Annotated in this window: 17 protein-coding genes; 5 read left to right on the plus strand and 12 right to left on the minus strand. The window is 66.8% G+C overall.

Going from position 1 to position 14,394, the window contains the following annotated elements:
• Positions 1-4 precede the first annotated feature (4 nt).
• Together Q3A80_RS13725 and Q3A80_RS13730 are read left to right on the plus strand one after the other, a co-directional pair.
• Complete coding sequence (locus Q3A80_RS13725) at positions 5-625, plus strand: M35 family metallo-endopeptidase (RefSeq protein ID WP_446329519.1); 621 nt, start codon at positions 5-7, stop codon at positions 623-625.
• An 82-nt stretch (positions 626-707) separates the two neighbouring features.
• On the plus strand, positions 708-1,037 hold the full coding sequence (locus tag Q3A80_RS13730; protein WP_446329718.1) for an OmpA family protein: 330 nt from the start codon (positions 708-710) through the stop codon (positions 1,035-1,037).
• A 125-nt stretch (positions 1,038-1,162) separates the two neighbouring features.
• On the opposite strand, the gene Q3A80_RS13735 is transcribed toward Q3A80_RS13730, so the two are convergent.
• The 3 genes from Q3A80_RS13735 to Q3A80_RS13745 all read right to left on the minus strand — a co-directional run bounded on the left by Q3A80_RS13735 (position 1,163) and on the right by Q3A80_RS13745 (position 3,187).
• Positions 1,163-2,311 carry a WD40/YVTN/BNR-like repeat-containing protein gene (locus Q3A80_RS13735; protein ID WP_446329520.1) on the minus strand — a complete coding sequence of 383 codons (1,149 nt, stop codon included), beginning with the start codon at positions 2,309-2,311 and terminating at the stop codon, positions 1,163-1,165.
• A 54-nt stretch (positions 2,312-2,365) separates the two neighbouring features.
• Complete coding sequence (locus Q3A80_RS13740; RefSeq protein ID WP_446329521.1) at positions 2,366-2,635, minus strand: MoaD/ThiS family protein; 270 nt, start codon at positions 2,633-2,635, stop codon at positions 2,366-2,368.
• A 153-nt stretch (positions 2,636-2,788) separates the two neighbouring features.
• On the minus strand, positions 2,789-3,187 hold the full coding sequence (locus tag Q3A80_RS13745; protein WP_446329522.1) for a nuclear transport factor 2 family protein: 399 nt from the start codon (positions 3,185-3,187) through the stop codon (positions 2,789-2,791).
• Between the two features lie 77 nt (positions 3,188-3,264).
• On the opposite strand from Q3A80_RS13745, the gene Q3A80_RS13750 reads away from it, so the two are divergent.
• A complete protein-coding gene (locus Q3A80_RS13750; protein WP_446329523.1) occupies positions 3,265-4,206 on the plus strand; it encodes a LysR substrate-binding domain-containing protein in 942 nt (313 codons plus the stop codon).
• Between the two features lie 30 nt (positions 4,207-4,236).
• On the opposite strand, the gene Q3A80_RS13755 is transcribed toward Q3A80_RS13750, so the two are convergent.
• Positions 4,237-4,926: an aspartyl/asparaginyl beta-hydroxylase domain-containing protein gene (locus Q3A80_RS13755; protein WP_446329524.1), complete on the minus strand. Its 690-nt coding sequence runs from the start codon at positions 4,924-4,926 to the stop codon at positions 4,237-4,239.
• A 251-nt stretch (positions 4,927-5,177) separates the two neighbouring features.
• On the opposite strand from Q3A80_RS13755, the gene Q3A80_RS13760 reads away from it, so the two are divergent.
• Positions 5,178-5,522: a DUF4148 domain-containing protein gene (locus Q3A80_RS13760; protein WP_446329525.1), complete on the plus strand. Its 345-nt coding sequence runs from the start codon at positions 5,178-5,180 to the stop codon at positions 5,520-5,522.
• Positions 5,523-5,594: 72 nt separating this feature from the next.
• Positions 5,595-5,855: a DUF4148 domain-containing protein gene (locus tag Q3A80_RS13765; RefSeq protein ID WP_446329526.1), complete on the plus strand. Its 261-nt coding sequence runs from the start codon at positions 5,595-5,597 to the stop codon at positions 5,853-5,855.
• Between the two features lie 115 nt (positions 5,856-5,970).
• Here the strand turns inward: Q3A80_RS13765 and denD are convergent, their stop codons facing one another.
• The 8 genes from denD to Q3A80_RS13805 form a co-directional block, all read right to left on the minus strand.
• Positions 5,971-6,942 carry a D-erythronate dehydrogenase gene (gene denD / locus Q3A80_RS13770; protein ID WP_446329527.1) on the minus strand — a complete coding sequence of 324 codons (972 nt, stop codon included), beginning with the start codon at positions 6,940-6,942 and terminating at the stop codon, positions 5,971-5,973.
• 28 nt (positions 6,943-6,970) lie between these two features.
• Positions 6,971-7,747 carry a 2-oxo-tetronate isomerase gene (otnI, locus tag Q3A80_RS13775; protein WP_446329528.1) on the minus strand — a complete coding sequence of 259 codons (777 nt, stop codon included), beginning with the start codon at positions 7,745-7,747 and terminating at the stop codon, positions 6,971-6,973.
• A gap of 77 nt (positions 7,748-7,824) precedes the next feature.
• On the minus strand, positions 7,825-9,150 hold the full coding sequence (locus Q3A80_RS13780; protein WP_446329529.1) for an MFS transporter: 1,326 nt from the start codon (positions 9,148-9,150) through the stop codon (positions 7,825-7,827).
• Between the two features lie 158 nt (positions 9,151-9,308).
• A complete protein-coding gene (otnC, locus tag Q3A80_RS13785; RefSeq protein WP_446329530.1) occupies positions 9,309-9,947 on the minus strand; it encodes a 3-oxo-tetronate 4-phosphate decarboxylase in 639 nt (212 codons plus the stop codon).
• Positions 9,944-11,245, minus strand: a complete 1,302-nt coding sequence (otnK, locus tag Q3A80_RS13790) for a 3-oxo-tetronate kinase (RefSeq protein ID WP_446329531.1) — start codon at positions 11,243-11,245, stop codon at positions 9,944-9,946. Before otnK ends, otnC begins: the two co-directional genes overlap by 4 nt.
• A 19-nt stretch (positions 11,246-11,264) precedes the next feature.
• A complete protein-coding gene (gene ltnD, locus Q3A80_RS13795) occupies positions 11,265-12,155 on the minus strand; it encodes an L-threonate dehydrogenase (RefSeq protein WP_446329532.1) in 891 nt (296 codons plus the stop codon).
• 62 nt (positions 12,156-12,217) lie between these two features.
• Entirely contained in the window at positions 12,218-12,922 is a 705-nt protein-coding gene (locus Q3A80_RS13800) for a FadR/GntR family transcriptional regulator (protein ID WP_446329533.1), read from the minus strand.
• Between the two features lie 204 nt (positions 12,923-13,126).
• Positions 13,127-14,200 carry a GlxA family transcriptional regulator gene (locus Q3A80_RS13805; RefSeq protein ID WP_446329534.1) on the minus strand — a complete coding sequence of 358 codons (1,074 nt, stop codon included), beginning with the start codon at positions 14,198-14,200 and terminating at the stop codon, positions 13,127-13,129.
• Between the last annotated feature and the right edge of the window lie 194 nt (positions 14,201-14,394).

The following is a 14,394-nucleotide window of genomic DNA, read 5'->3' on the forward strand; positions in this document are numbered from 1 at the left end:
TGCCGTGACGAATACCGTGCCGGGTTCCAAGCTTAAAGTTTTCCTTACGCTCAACGGGCCGCCAATCTGTCCGACCATGACCGATGCAGAATTCAGAAAACTGATGATGCAGCTTCGCGATGAAGGGGCCGATCCGGTGAGGGAGCGGCTCAAAAGACTGGCCGAGTGGGCTCCTGAGGAACGTAAACGTGTCTGGACGTGGTTTGGCGCGAATGACCACGAGATTCGTCATCGCCTCGCCACTGGACTGACGTCGACCCTTTCTGTCATGCGGTCACTCGGCCCCGGGAATTTCCTGAGGGCTCGTCCCGATCTGGATAGAGCACTTGGGTGCTTGCCTACCAACAAGAATGTCGGAACAGTTGCGCATGTATGTGGTCCCGACACTGAAACGCATACAATAAGCATTCACGAAGAATTTTGTACGATTCGCGATCGAAGTCGGGCGGCAACCTCGAAGTTGTCAACAATTATCCACGAATGTACTCACTTCAAGGATACGTTCGGGGCGGGCGATCCAAAGTATGGAATCACGCGATTTCTTCCCGAGTGGGGGCAAAATAATCCTGAGATGGCAATTAAAAATGCGGACAGTATTTCGGCATACGTTATCTGGCTTGATTAGCGGTGCATTCTTGTTGTTCGGAGCCGGAAATTCGTATGCCTGCGATGGGTCCCAGAATTTGCCGGGGCAAAATTTTGATCTTATGTTTGAGCGGAATTCTGCAACGGTGAGCGAGGCGCAAGCGAAGAAGCTGGGAGTCTGGGTATCGAAAATGTTGTCGCAGTTTCCGATTCGCGAAGGTGTAGCCGTGAGCGGCGTGGCCGAGTCTGCGGAAATCGATCCAGAAGAACTGTCTGCCCGGCGTGCCGAGTCCGCCCGACGGTTGTTGGTGCGTTTCGGGCTGAAACAGGAGCGATACGCTGTTCAGGGTTATGTTTATAAACGCATGAGCATTCAGGACGATGAAAATGCAAAACGCGCCGAGATAACATTGCTCCCTGGCTGCCCCGACAACTGTTGCGTCGATAAGTAGTACACGTCGTGACGTGAGGCGGGGCGTATCCCGGCGTCGTCATTTCAATGACGACCGCGTCACTCAGGACCCGTTCGTCGTCGCCGGCACGTCGAACACGCGAGCGAACGCCCACTGAAACTTCGTTACCCGAAGCGTACGCAATACACCGGCGGCAAATGCGCGGAAACCTGTCGCCAGTGTTCGCCGCCGTCGCCGGACGTCCATAGCCCGCCCGTCGTCGACGCCATCGCGAGACGCGTGCCCGAGTCGTCGACCGCGAGCCCGTGCCGATACACGAGGTCATAGGCGGGCGCGGGCGGCAAGCCGTTCGACAGGCTGTCGAAACTGCGGCCGCCGTCGCGCGTGCGCGTGACGACGAATCGCGCGTTCACCGGGATCCGGCATGCATCCTTCACGGCCGGCACGAACCACGCAGTGTCCGGATCCTTCGGATGCACGGCGACCGCGAAGCCGAAGCTCGACGGCTGGGCTTCGATCCGTTGCCAGTGCGCGGCGCCGTCGGTCGAGCGGAAGATCGCGCAGTGATGCTGGGTCCACAGCACGTCGGGATCGGCCGCGCACTGGACGACGCGATGCGGATCCTGCACGTTCGGCTCGCCGCGCCGCTCGGGCGGCATGTAGTCGGCTTCCATCCCGTCTGCGCTGACGCGCCAGGTCGCACCGCCGTCAAAGGTCTGCCACACGCCGCCGCACGAGATGCCGATCGTCACGTGCCGGCTGTCGCGCGGATCGACCATCACCGAATGGATGCCCGGCGCATCGTACCCGCCGCCGAACCATTCCGGCCGCTCCGGGCGATCCCACAGCGCGCGGTTGAGCACCCACGAGTCGCCGCCGTCGTCGGAGCGGAACAATCCGCCCGGTATCGTGCCGGCCCACAGTACGCCCGGCTCGTCGGCGCCGCCGGCTTCGAGCGACCAGATCTGCTGGAGCGTCCACGGCGGGCGCGGCGGGGCCGGCGCTTCGTCGTCGGCGTCGCCGGCGCCAGTGTGCGCGTCGACATCGGCGCGCGGCGGATCGGCAGGCTGCGGCGGATAGACGGGCACCGCGCATTCTTCCCATTGGGCGGCACCGGCGCGCCGGCGATGCAGCTTGACGCCGAAATGGCCGAGATTGAGCGCCGCATACAGCGTGCCGTCGCGCGGGTCGGCGAGCGCCATGCTGACCGGCTCGCCGATGAAATGCGGCTCGCCGAGCGACCAGTCGCCGTTACCGTCGGCGTGCAGCACGAACAGGCCCTTGCGGGTCGCGACGAGCAGTCGATCGTTCATGTCGGGTGTCTCCTTGGGCTCGATCGGGCGTTGGCTTCGAGGCGGATGCGTCCGTTATCCGCCGGACAATGCCTGCACGACATACACGCGGCTGTCCGCGCCGAGCGCATCGGACAGATGTTGCCGGTCGCGTACGCGCTGGCCGTCGATGAACACCGACAGGTGTTTGCGCAGCGCGCCCTGGTCGTCGACGATGTAGCCGCGCAGCCGCGGCTGCTCGCCGAACACGGTTTCGAGCGCTTCGCCGAGCGTGCGGGCGTCGATGTCGCGCTCGGGCGTGTCGATGTGCCGCTGGATCGACGCCGCGAAGAAGAGGTGAGCCATGTCAGTGGCTGGCAGCAGCCGCGAGGGGGGGAACGGTGTGTAGTGTAGGCGATCGAAACGGGCCGGGAGCGGTATTGACGCCCGACCGGCGGCGCGACGACGTTGCTGCGCCGCGCCATCGCGACGGTGCCTGATCGCCGGCGGGCGCGCTCGCTATGCGTACTTGTCGCCTACCGTACTGCGGACGGGGTAGGTGTCGTACACGATGATCATGCGTTCGATGCGCGCGGCGTCGTCGAATTCGAATACGTCGACGCACTCGAACTGCACGGCGGAGCCATCCTTCAGTCCCCAGTCGTACACGAAATAGCCGGTCGCGCGCCGGGCGCCGGTCGCGCTCACGCAGATGTCGATCGGCGTGATCCGGCTTTGTCCCGATGCGGCCACGACCTTGTCGAAGAAGGGCTGCGGCGACATCCAGCCGAGCAACGGCGAAAATATTTGCGCATCCGGCGCGAACAATGCACAGATTGCGGCGACGTCGCCGCGTTCGAGCGTTTTCAGGTAGGTATCGACCTGCCGCGTGTATAGTGCGTCGGACGACGAGACCATGGTATTTCTCCGCTGATTGTTGAGAGCCATCCGCGATCGCGATCACGATCGGGCTCAATCACGATAGCGATGCAGCGATGACCGAACAAACGAAAAATCCGCAACCCGGGTATGCCGCCCGCGCATATCCGTTGGCGGATCTCACCCGCGCGCTGCCGCCGCTGACGGCATTCCAGGCGTTCGTCGCCGCCGCCGAGCTCGGCAGTTTCAACCGCGCGGCCGAGCACCTGTGCCGCACGCAGGGCGCGGTGAGCCGGCAGGTGCAGCAACTCGAAGCGCATTACCGGTGTGCATTGTTCGTGCGTCATCCGTCCGGGCTCACGTTGACAACCGAAGGCCGCGCGTTGCTCGCGGTAGCCGTCGACGTGCTCGCGCAACTGGCGCGACACGCGCATGCCCATGCGCACGCCGCGTCGACCCTTACGTTGCGCTTGCCGTCGACGTTCGCGATTCGCTGGCTGTTGCCGCGGCTGGCGGCGCTCAATCATGCGTTGCCGCGCACCGAACTGCGCATTCACACGTCGGCGGACGACACGCCGGATTTCAGCGACATCGGTTTCGACGCGATCGTCGTGCGCGGCAGCGGAAGCTGGACGGGCATGGCGGCCGTGCCGCTGTTCGACGAGTGCCTTGCGCCGATGTGTACGCGCGAGGCCGCTGCGTCGTTGAAGTCCGTCGCCGATCTCGCCCGCGCGACGCTGCTGCATCCCGCGAGCAACCGCGACGAATGGCGATGCTGGCTGGATGCCGTCGGCGCGCCGCAGGTCGACCCGGGCAGCGGGCTCGTGTTCGATACGCTCGAGCTCACGCTGACTGCCGCGGCGCAGGGGCACGGCGTCGCGATCGGCGATCCGCGCATGGCGGCCGACCGGCTGGCTGCGGGAACGCTGGTCGCGCCGTTTCCGGAGGTGGTGCGCAACGGTCTCGGCTACTACCTCGTCTATCCGGTGCAGCGTGCCTCACAGCCCGCGATTCAGGCGCTCGCGGAGGTTTTGACGCGGCTGGCGCGCGAGGATTGAATACGCAACGGGCGTGGGCCGGGCGTTGTGCTAAACCGGTATCGACCGACCGCGCACCCTGATCCCGAGCCGCACGATCCCGATCACCGCATTCGATATCCACATGAGCACGCGCGGCATCCCGCGCCGCCGGATATCGAGCAGCAGCACGATCCGCACTTCGTCGCTGTCGTTCCACACCTCGTGCACGAACGTGTCGTCCCACAGCAGGAAGCGGCCTTCGTCGAGCCGGTATTCGCGGCCGTCGACCTTCAGCACCGCAGCCGGCGTGCCGTCCGCGCGCTTCGGCATCGACAGCACCAGATAGCCGCGCAGGATGCCGCGGAACGGCCCGCGATGCGGCGGGATGTGCTTGCCCGGCGCGAGAAACGACAGCGATGCGGACAGCACGTCCGGCGACGTCGCGACGAGCGCTTCGACGGTCGGGCAGCGCGACAGGTTGCGCGGAAACGGCTGGCCGTAAGCCTGCATGATGAACATCCGCCAGTCGCGCGCATCGTTGGCCGAAATGTCGTGCTGCTCGCGCATGATCTCGTGAAAGCGCGGGATGCGCGGCAGGTCGCGCGCGACGGCGAGCGCTTCCGCGCGGATGGCCGGCCACGCGCGAACGAAGCGTTCGGCGTCGGGAAATGCGGCCGTGTCGAGCACCGCGCCGCTGTCGATATGGCGGTCGTACAGCGTGCGAAGCAGGCCGGCTGCATAGTCGTAAACGACGGACATGGTCGATGGGCGATCCACAAGGTGGCGTCAGTCTGCCCCACGCCTGGTGGGGCCTGCGTTACGTCAGGTTACGCCGGCTGACGAACGAATGACAGCGTGACGGCGCGCGCGCCGGCCGGGCTCGAAAAAACGGGGAAGTACCGTGGGCCGCCGAGCGTGGCGAACGGAAATGCAGCCGGGAATAAATCCATGCCGGGCACCGTCATACGGGATGTGGCACGTCGTCTCGTTGACTTCCGAAGGAGTGCAGCATGAACACGCATTGGCTGGTGGCCGCCACGGTGGCGGCGATTTCCGTCGCGAGTGTCGCGACGCCCGCGTCGGCACAGGCACTGACGCGCGCGCAGGTCAGGCAGCAATTGATCGACGCCGAAAACGACGGGTTGCGCTTCGTGACCGATACGTCGTATCCGGCGGTGAGCCCGCTGTTCCAGCGGCAGGCGCAGCAGATGCCGCAGCAGCAGGCGGAGACCGCGGTGGGCAGCGCGCCGGCCGCGACTTCCGAGGCGGGCAGGCCGACGGTGTTGCCGCCGCATCCGCGCGCAGGAGCATGCGTAGGCCCCGAGAGCTTCTGCACGCTGTACTTCGGAAGCTGAACTGGCGGCGTGCTTCGCTTCGTTTGAATCTTCACCCCGTTTGATCGGTACGAAAAACTGCAGGAGCTGATGATGAAAACTTATATCGCACTACTGATGATGATCGGCGCATGCGTCGCCGGCCAAACTTCATTCGCGCAATCGAATGCGCCGCTGACGCGCGCGCAGGTTCGTGAAGAGCTGATGCGTCTGGAAGCGGCCGGGTACGACCCGTCGAAGGGCGACGACGGCGAATATCCGGCGGACATTCAGGCCGCTCAGACGCGGGTGGCCGAGCAGGACCACGCGCGAATGGCGGCGTCCGCGGCTGGCGCGCCGACCATCGGAAACTAGACGCCAATGTGCCCGTGCTGGCGTTCCGGCCGCGCAGGCGGCGCTGCGCCCCGGACGCCATGCTGCCGCACACGCCCTTCGAGCCGCCCGCCGCGGCATCCGAAGGGCACGGCCGTCAACGCCGTTCGTCCGCGATATAGCTGCGGATCACGTCCGCGAACGACGTGTCGCCCTTCAACCCGAGCGCTTCCGCGCGCGTCGTATCCCAGCGGCCCGGCCAGCTGCCGACGATCTTCTCGACGCGCTCGTCCGGCACATGGCGGATCAGCTTCACCGCGTCGTTGCCGGCGACTTCGCGCAGCGCGTCGATCATTTCATCGACCGACACCGACAGGCCCGGCAGGTTGATCACGCGCTTGTTGCCAAGTTGCTCGCCGTCGAGCTCGCAACCGGCGACGAGCGCTTCGATCGCGCCGCGCGGCGACAGCAGCCACAGCCGCGTCGAGCCCGGCACCGGGCACACGCTTTCCTCGCCGTTCAGCGGCTCGCGGATGATGCCGCTCGCGAACGACGACGCCGCCGCGTTCGGTCGGCCCGGCCGCACGCTGATGGTCGGCAGCCGCAGCACGCGGCCGTCGACGAAGCCGCGCCGCGCGTAATCGCACAGCAGCAGCTCGGCGATCGCCTTCTCGGCGCCGTACGACGATTGCGGATTCAGCGCGGTGTCGTCCTGCACGACGTCGGGCAGCACGCCGCCGTAGACGGCCACCGAGCTCGTGAACACGACGCGCGGACGATGGCCGCGCGCCCGGCACACTTCGAGCAGCGTGCGCGACGCATCGAGATTGATCCGCATGCCGAGGTCGAAATCCGCTTCGGCCTGTCCGCTGACGATCGCCGCAAGATGGAAGATCGCGCCCGTGTGCGTGTCGATCGCGCTTTCGAGCACCGCGCGATCGGCGATGTCGCCGACGATCGACGTCACGCGCGCATCGCCGAAGTCGCTGCCGTTGACGACGTCGAGCAGCACCAGCTCGTCGATCCTGGCGGTGCGTCCGTCGGGGCCGGTCAGTTCGCCGCGCTCGAGCAGCTTGCGCGCGAGACGCTGGCCGAGAAAGCCGGCGCCGCCGGTGATCAGTACTTTCATGTTCGTTGCCCTCGTGGAAATGCTTGAATTACAGGTACGGCTTCAGCCAGCCGAGGCCCTCTGACGTGCCGGCCTTCGGGCGATATTCGCAGCCGATCCAGCCTTCGTAGCCGAGCGCGTCGATCAGCGCGAACAGGTACGGGTAGTTGAGCTCGCCGACGTCCGGCTCGTGACGCTCGGGCACCCCGGCGATCTGGATGTGGCCGATGCCCGCGAAATCGCGCTTGAGCTTCATCGCGAGATCGCCTTCGACGATCTGGCAGTGATAGCAGTCGAACTGCACCTTCAGGTTCGGCGTGCCGACTTCCGCGCAGATGTCGTGCGCATCGTCCTGGCGGCTCAGGAAGTAGCCGGGCATGTCGCGCTGGTTGATCGGCTCGATCAGCACGGTGATGCCGTGTGCGGCGGCGGCCTGCGTCGCATGGCGCAGGTTCGCGATGTAGGTGTCGCGATGGTGCGCGCGATCGGCGCCCGGCGCGACCATTCCGGCCATCACGTGCAGCTTCTTGTTGCCGAGCACGCGCGCATAGTCGAGCGCCCGGTCGATGCCGCGCCGGAACTCGTCCTCGCGGCCCGGCAGCGACGCGATGCCGCGTTCGCCGGCGGCCCAGTCGCCGGGCGGCGCGTTGAACAGCGCCTGCTCGAGGTTGTGCGCGTCGAGGCGCGCGCGGATGTCCTCGGCGGCGAAGTCGTACGGGAACAGGTATTCGACGGCCTTGAAGCCGTCATGTGAGGCGGCGGCGAAGCGTTCGAGGAACGCGTGCTCGGTGTACATCATCGAGAGGTTGGCGGCGAAGCGAGGCATGGCGCAGGTCCTGTGAATGAATGGGGCGGGGCGCACGGGGCGCCCCGCGTCGAACGATGGCTCGGCGGTTCAGCGCGTCAGCGGTTCACGAGTTTCGCGGGCGTGAGCCACACGGCGATCGCGCCGATCACGAGCATGCCGGCCAGCACGTACATGCCGGACGACGTGCTGTGCGTGACGTCCTTCAGGTAACCGATCACGTACGGGCTCGCGAATCCGGCGAGGTTGCCGACCGAGTTGATGATCGCGATGCCGGCGGCCGCAGCGGAGCCGGCGAGGAACGCGGTCGGCAGCGACCAGAACAGCGGTGCGCAGGTCAGCACGCCGCCCGCCGCGAGCGACAGGAACACGATCGACACCGCCGTATTGTGCGAGTACGACGCGGCGACCGCAAACCCGGCCGCGCCCATCAGCGCCGGCACGATCAGGTGCCAGCGGCGTTCGCGTCGCTTGTCCGCGCTGTGGCCGAATACGTTCATCACGACGATCGCGACGACGAACGGGATCGCCGACAGCAGGCCGATCTGGAACGTATCGGTGATGCCGGTCGACTTGACGAGCGTGGGCATCCAGAACGTGAGCCCGTACTGGCCGGTGACGAACGCGAAGTAGATCAGCGACATCCACCACATGCGCGGATCGGCGAACACGGCCTTCAGCGAATGGCCGTGTTTCTGCTGCTCCTGCGGCTGTGCGGCGATTTCGTCCTCCAGAAGCTGCTTCTCGCGCTCGTCGAGCCACTTCGCGCTGCGGATGCTGTTGTCGAGATACAGGATCGTCGCGATGCCGACGAGCACGGCCGGCACGGCCTCGATCATGAACATCCATTGCCAGCCGTGAAAGCCCGAGCCGCCGTGAAAGTGCTCCATGATCCAGCCCGACAGCGGGTTGCCGAAGATGCCCGACACCGGAATCGCCGACATGAACACCGCGATGATCTTTGCGCGGCGATGCGACGGGAACCAGTACGTGAGGTACAGGATCACGCCCGGATAGAAGCCGGCTTCCGCGAGACCGAGCAGGAAGCGCAGCACGTAGAACTGCGTCGGCGTCTTCACGAACGCGAACAGCGCGGACAGCAGCCCCCACGTGATCATGATCCGCGCGATCCAGATGCGCGCGCCGATGCGGTGCATCAGCATGTTGCTCGGCAGCTCGAACAGGAAGTAGCCGAGGAAGAAGATGCCCGCGCCGAGGCCGAACACCGTTTCGCTGAACGCGAGGTCCTGCGACATCTGCAGCTTCGCGAAGCCGACGTTCACGCGGTCGAGATACGCGACCACGTAGCAGAGCATCAGGAACGGCACGATGCGCCAGAACACTTTCTTGTAGGTGCGGTCGAGTTCGCCCGATTGGGCAGCCGCGGCGGGCGAGCGGCTTGCGGCCGCGTCGAGAGCAGTCATCGTCGTCTCCAGGATGTCGTGTGCCGGCGGCGCGTACGCCACCGGATCGTGTGTGTGCTTGATGGAAGGGCCCGCGCACACGGCGGGCATCGGAATCGGTTTGCAGTCCTGCGTGATGCTTGCGAGCTTCGTTCGGAATCCGTGTGCAGCGCGCCGTGTTACCAGCGTGCGCCGAAAGTCTGGCGCAGTTCGTCGAGTGCGGCGTCGGACAGCGGTTCGGGCTTCGGGTTCGTCATCAGCCACAGCCGTGCCGTTTCTTCGAGCTCCTCGAGCGCGTACGACGCATGCGACACGGACGGCCCCCACATCACCGGGCCGAGGCGATCGAGCAGCACGCCGCGCACCTGGTCGGCGAGCGCCGCGACTTCGGCCGCGACGTCCGGATCGCCGGGGCGGCGATAGCGGATCAGCGGAACATGGCCGACCTTCATCACGTAGTACGGCGTGATCGGGGGCAGCACGTCGGTGTCGCGCCACACGCCCGCAAGCGTCAGCGCGACGAGGTGCGTGGAGTGCGTGTGGACGATCCCGTGGGCTTGCGCGTTGTGGGCATAGATCCCGCGATGCAGCGTGAGCGTCTTCGACGGCTTGCCGCCCGACACCGGCTGGCCGTCGAGCGCGACCTTCGCGATGTCGTTCGGGTCGAGGCGGCCGAGACATGCGTCGGTCGGCGTGATCAGCCAGCCGTCTGCAACGCGCGCGCTGATGTTGCCGGCGCTGCCGACCGCATGGCCGCGTGCATACAGGCTCGCACCGACGACGCAGATTTCTTCGCGCAGTTTCGCTTCGTGGCTCATCGTGCGGCTCCGTCGAGCGCGCGCAGCGCCTTGTCGAAAAAGTCCACCTTGCCGAAGTTGCCGGACTTCAGCGCGAGGCCGAGCGGCTGCGCGTCGATGGTCGCGGTGGCCGGCACGCCCGGATCGATTTGCGCGCCGATCTGCAGCGACTTCACGTCGAGCGCCTGCACGACCGCGCCGGACGTCTCGCCGCCGGCGACGACGAACTTGCGCACGCCGAGCTCGCGCAGGCCGCGCGCGATTGCCGCGAGCGTGGTTTCGACGAGATGCCCGGCCGCTTCGACGCCGAGCGCCTGCTGGACGGCCTTCACTTCATCGGGCGTCGCGGTCGCATAGATCAGCACGGGGTGCGGCAGGTGCGAACGCGCGAAGGCGAGCGCTTCATCGACGACAGGCTCGCCGCGCGCGGCCGCGAGCGGATCGATCCGGAAGCTCGGCCGGCTTTCGCGCCACGCGGCGACCTGTGCGTTGGTCGCCTTCGATGCGCTGCCTGCGAGCACCGCCGACAGCCCGTCGATACGCGGCAGCGACGCCGCGTTGTCGCGCTGCGGCAGCAGCCCCGCGCGGCGGAAATTTTCCGGCAGGCCGAGCGCGATGCCCGAGCCGCCGGTAACGAGCGGCAGGGTCGCGCACGCTTCGCCGAGCACGTAAAGATCGCGATCCGACAGCGCGTCGGCGATCGCGAAGCGCACGCCCTCCGCGCGCAGCGCGTCGATGCGCGCGCGCACGGCCGCCGCGCCCTGCGCGATCGTGTCGTAGCGGATCAGGCCGACCTGCGACTGCGTCTGTTGCTGCAGCACGCGCACGAGGTTCGCGTCCTTCATCGGCGTGAGCGGATGGTTCTCCATCCCCGATTCGTTCAGCAGCACGTCGCCGACGAACAGGTGACCGCGGCAGATCGTGCGGCCGTTCTCCGGGAACGCCGGGCACGCGATCGTGAAGCCGCCGCCGGCCGCGTCGAGCAGCGCATCGCCGACCGGCCCGATGTTGCCTGCGGCGGTCGAGTCGAACGTCGAGCAGTACTTGAAGAAAAACTGCCGACAGCCCTGCGCGCGCAGCCATGCGTATGCGGCCAGCGATTGCGCGACGGCGTCGGCCGCGGGAATCGTGCGCGACTTCAGCGCGACGACGATCGCGTCGGCATCGAGCGCCGTGTCGGTCGCGGCGCCGTCGGCGGGCACGCCGATCGTCTGCACGGTGCGCATGCCGCTCTTGACGAGCATGTTCGCGAGATCGGTCGCGCCGGTGAAATCGTCGGCGATGCAGCCGAGCAGGGGACGGGAAGCGGAAGCGGTCATGGCGAAAACGTCGTTCGAATCAGCGGGCGGACGGCAGCGTGATGCCGGGGAAGGTCTTGATCACGGCGGAATCGTCCTCGCCGCCGTGGCCGGCGCTCGACGCGCTCATGAACATCTGGTGCGCGGTGGCCGACAGCGGCAGCGGAAACTTGCTGCGGCGCGCGGTATCGAGCACGAGGCCGAGATCCTTCACGAAGATGTCGACGGCCGACAGCGGCGTGTAGTCGCCGTTCAGGATGTGCGGCACGCGGTTCTCGAACATCCACGAGTTGCCGGCGCTGTGCGTGATCACGTCGTACAGCGCGTCCGCATCGACGCCTTCGCGCAGGCCGAGCGCCATCGCTTCGGCGGCTGCCGCGATATGCACGCCGGCGAGCAGCTGGTTGATGATCTTCACCTTCGAGCCGATGCCGTGCGCATCGCCGAGGCGATAGACCTTGCCGGCGATCGCGGCGAGCACGTCGTCGCAGGCTTCGTATGCGGCGGCGGGGCCCGACGTCATCATCGTCATCTCGCCCGACGCCGCGCGCGCGGCGCCGCCGGATACCGGCGCGTCGAGCATCTGCAGGCCGGCGGCCTCGATGCGCGCGCCGAGCGCGACCGCGAAATCGGGCGCGACCGTCGCGCTCGCGATCACGACACCGCCCGGCTTCATCGCCGCGACCGCGCCGTGCTCGCCGAACAGCACCGTTTCGGTCTGCGCGGCATTGACGACGAGCGTGACGACGACGTCGCACTGCGCGCCGAGTTCGGCCGGGCTCGCGCAGGCGATGCCGCCTTCGGCCGCGAACGCCTGCAATACGGTGTCGCGCACGTCGCACGCGTGCACGCGGAACCCTGCGCGCAACAGCGAGCGGGCGACGCCGAGGCCCATCGCGCCGAGGCCGATGACTCCAACATTTCGTGACATGGTCAACCTTGATCGATTCGGGAGAGGTTCGGGACAACGGCGGCGCTCGCGCGCCGCCGGCTTCAGCAGATGCCGGCTTCCGCGAGACGGCGGGCGGCGTTGTACATGTGCGTGCGCGCCGCGTTGCGCGCGGCCATCGGGTCGCGCGCGCGGATCGCATCGGCGATCGCCGCGTGTTCGTCGCGCACCTGCCGCGAGAAATCCTCGCGCGTCGCTTCATTGCGCCGCGTGACTTTCACGCCGGCCTCCAGGTACTGGTTCAGGAACTGCAGCGTCTTCAGGAAATACGGATTGCCGGTGACGGCCGCGATCGTGCGGTGGAACGCGACGTCTTCCGCGACGCCGTCGCGTCCTTCGGCCACCGCGTCGTCGATCTTGCGCAGCGCGTCGTCGATGTCGGCCATGTCGTCGGCGGTGCGGTGCAGCGCGGCTTCGGCCGCGACTTCAGCCTCGATCGCGCGGCGCACCGCGAGCAGGTGCGGCAGCGAGCTCGCCTCGACGGCTTCCGCGTAATCGATCCGCAGCGGCCGGATCGCGCCGTGCTGGTTCACGAACACGCCGCTGCCCTGGCGCGGCTCGACCACGCCTTCGTTCTTGAGCCGCGAGATCGCCTCGCGGATCACGGTGCGGCTCACGCCGAATTCCTGCGCGAGCACGGCTTCCGTCGGCAGCTTGCCGGTGGCCGAAAAGCTGCCGACTTCGATCTGCTTGAGCAGCTGCTGCGCGACGTGATCGCTCATCGCACGGGCGGGAATTTTCTCGAACATGACGCTGTGGTTTGTAAGGTGATATGGTCATCATACAAATTTGAGTGGGCGTCAGCATCCGGGATAACCCTCGGTCAGCGGACTGCAACGTCGGTCAATTTGATTGGAACCGGTTCCAACCGATATCGATCTGCGGCGATCGTGAACGGTTGGGTGTAGCGAGGAAGTGAGCGGAGGCGCGCCGGCAGCGGCGGCGCGCGATCGTCAGTCGGCGATGTCTTCGACGGGATCGGCGTCGGTCGCGGCCGGCACGCCGGCTTCCGCGACTTCTCCGCCGCGCTCGCGATACGTCGCCGGCGGCACGCCGAACTGCTTGCGGAATTCGCGGCCGAGGTGCGATGCGTCGGCGAACCCGCAGCTCGACGCGATATCGGCGACAGTGCGGTCGGAGCTCGTCAGCAGCCATGCGGCCGTGCGCAGCCGCACCTGCTTCGCGAACGCCTGCGGGCTCTTGCCCGTTTCGGCCTTGAACAGCCGCTCGAGCTGGCGCGTCGACATGTCGAGCTTGCACGCGAGCTCCTCGAGCGGCAGCGCGCGCCCGACGTGCTGTTCCATCAGGAGAATCGCGCGCTTGACCTTCGGGTGCGTGGCCGGCTCGAGGCCCGGCGGATGCGGCTGCGGCGCATTGCCTTTCTGCATCTCGCCGACGAGCAGGATCCGCAGCGCCTTCTGCACGGTCGCATGGTCGAAATGGCGCAGCAGGACCGCGGCCGCGACGTCGATCGATGCGCGCCCGCCCGAGCAGGTGATACGGCGCCGGTCGATCACGAACAGGCGATCGGCGATCAGCATGTCGGGGTCGGCGTTCGGGAAGCGTTCGATGAAATCCCAGTAGTGGAACCAGCTCACGCAGGTGCGGTAGCCGTCGAGCACGTTCGCGCGCATCAGCGTAAACACGCCCGTGCAGATTCCGACGACGGTCGCGCCGCCCGCCGCCGAGCGGCGGATGAACTCGAGCGTTTCGGGGCCGGCTTGCGGCCCGGAATGCAGCAGCCCGCCGACCACGACCACGTAGTCGAACGGTTCGGCGCTCTCGAAGGTTTCCCACGGCGTGATCTGGATCCCGCAGCTCGCACGCACCGGCGCGAGCGTTTCGCCGATCACGCTCCATGCGCAGCGCACCGGCTTGCTGTAGTCGCCGTCGTCGGCGGACAGCCGCAGCATGTCGACGAAACCCGAGAAGGCCGTGAGCGTGAAGTTCGGCAGCAGCACGATGCCGAAGCGGATGCGCTGCGGCGCCGGTTCGGCGAGGGGGGAAGCGGGTACGTCGGGTGTCATCGCGGTCAATCTCGTCACGCCGGGAAGGCGGGTCTCACTCGTTTCAGTCTGTCTGCGGGCACGGTTGCCGGCGGGCGCGGGCGCCGGCCGACTTGTGGTTTTTCGTCGTCAATCATCGCCAAAACGCACTTTCCGGCCGTCCTTCGCAGGGCTTGGCGGCGGTATCCCACGCCGATGCCGTTTTTGTTCTATCG

The organism is Burkholderia sp. SR8 (assembly GCF_052851275.1).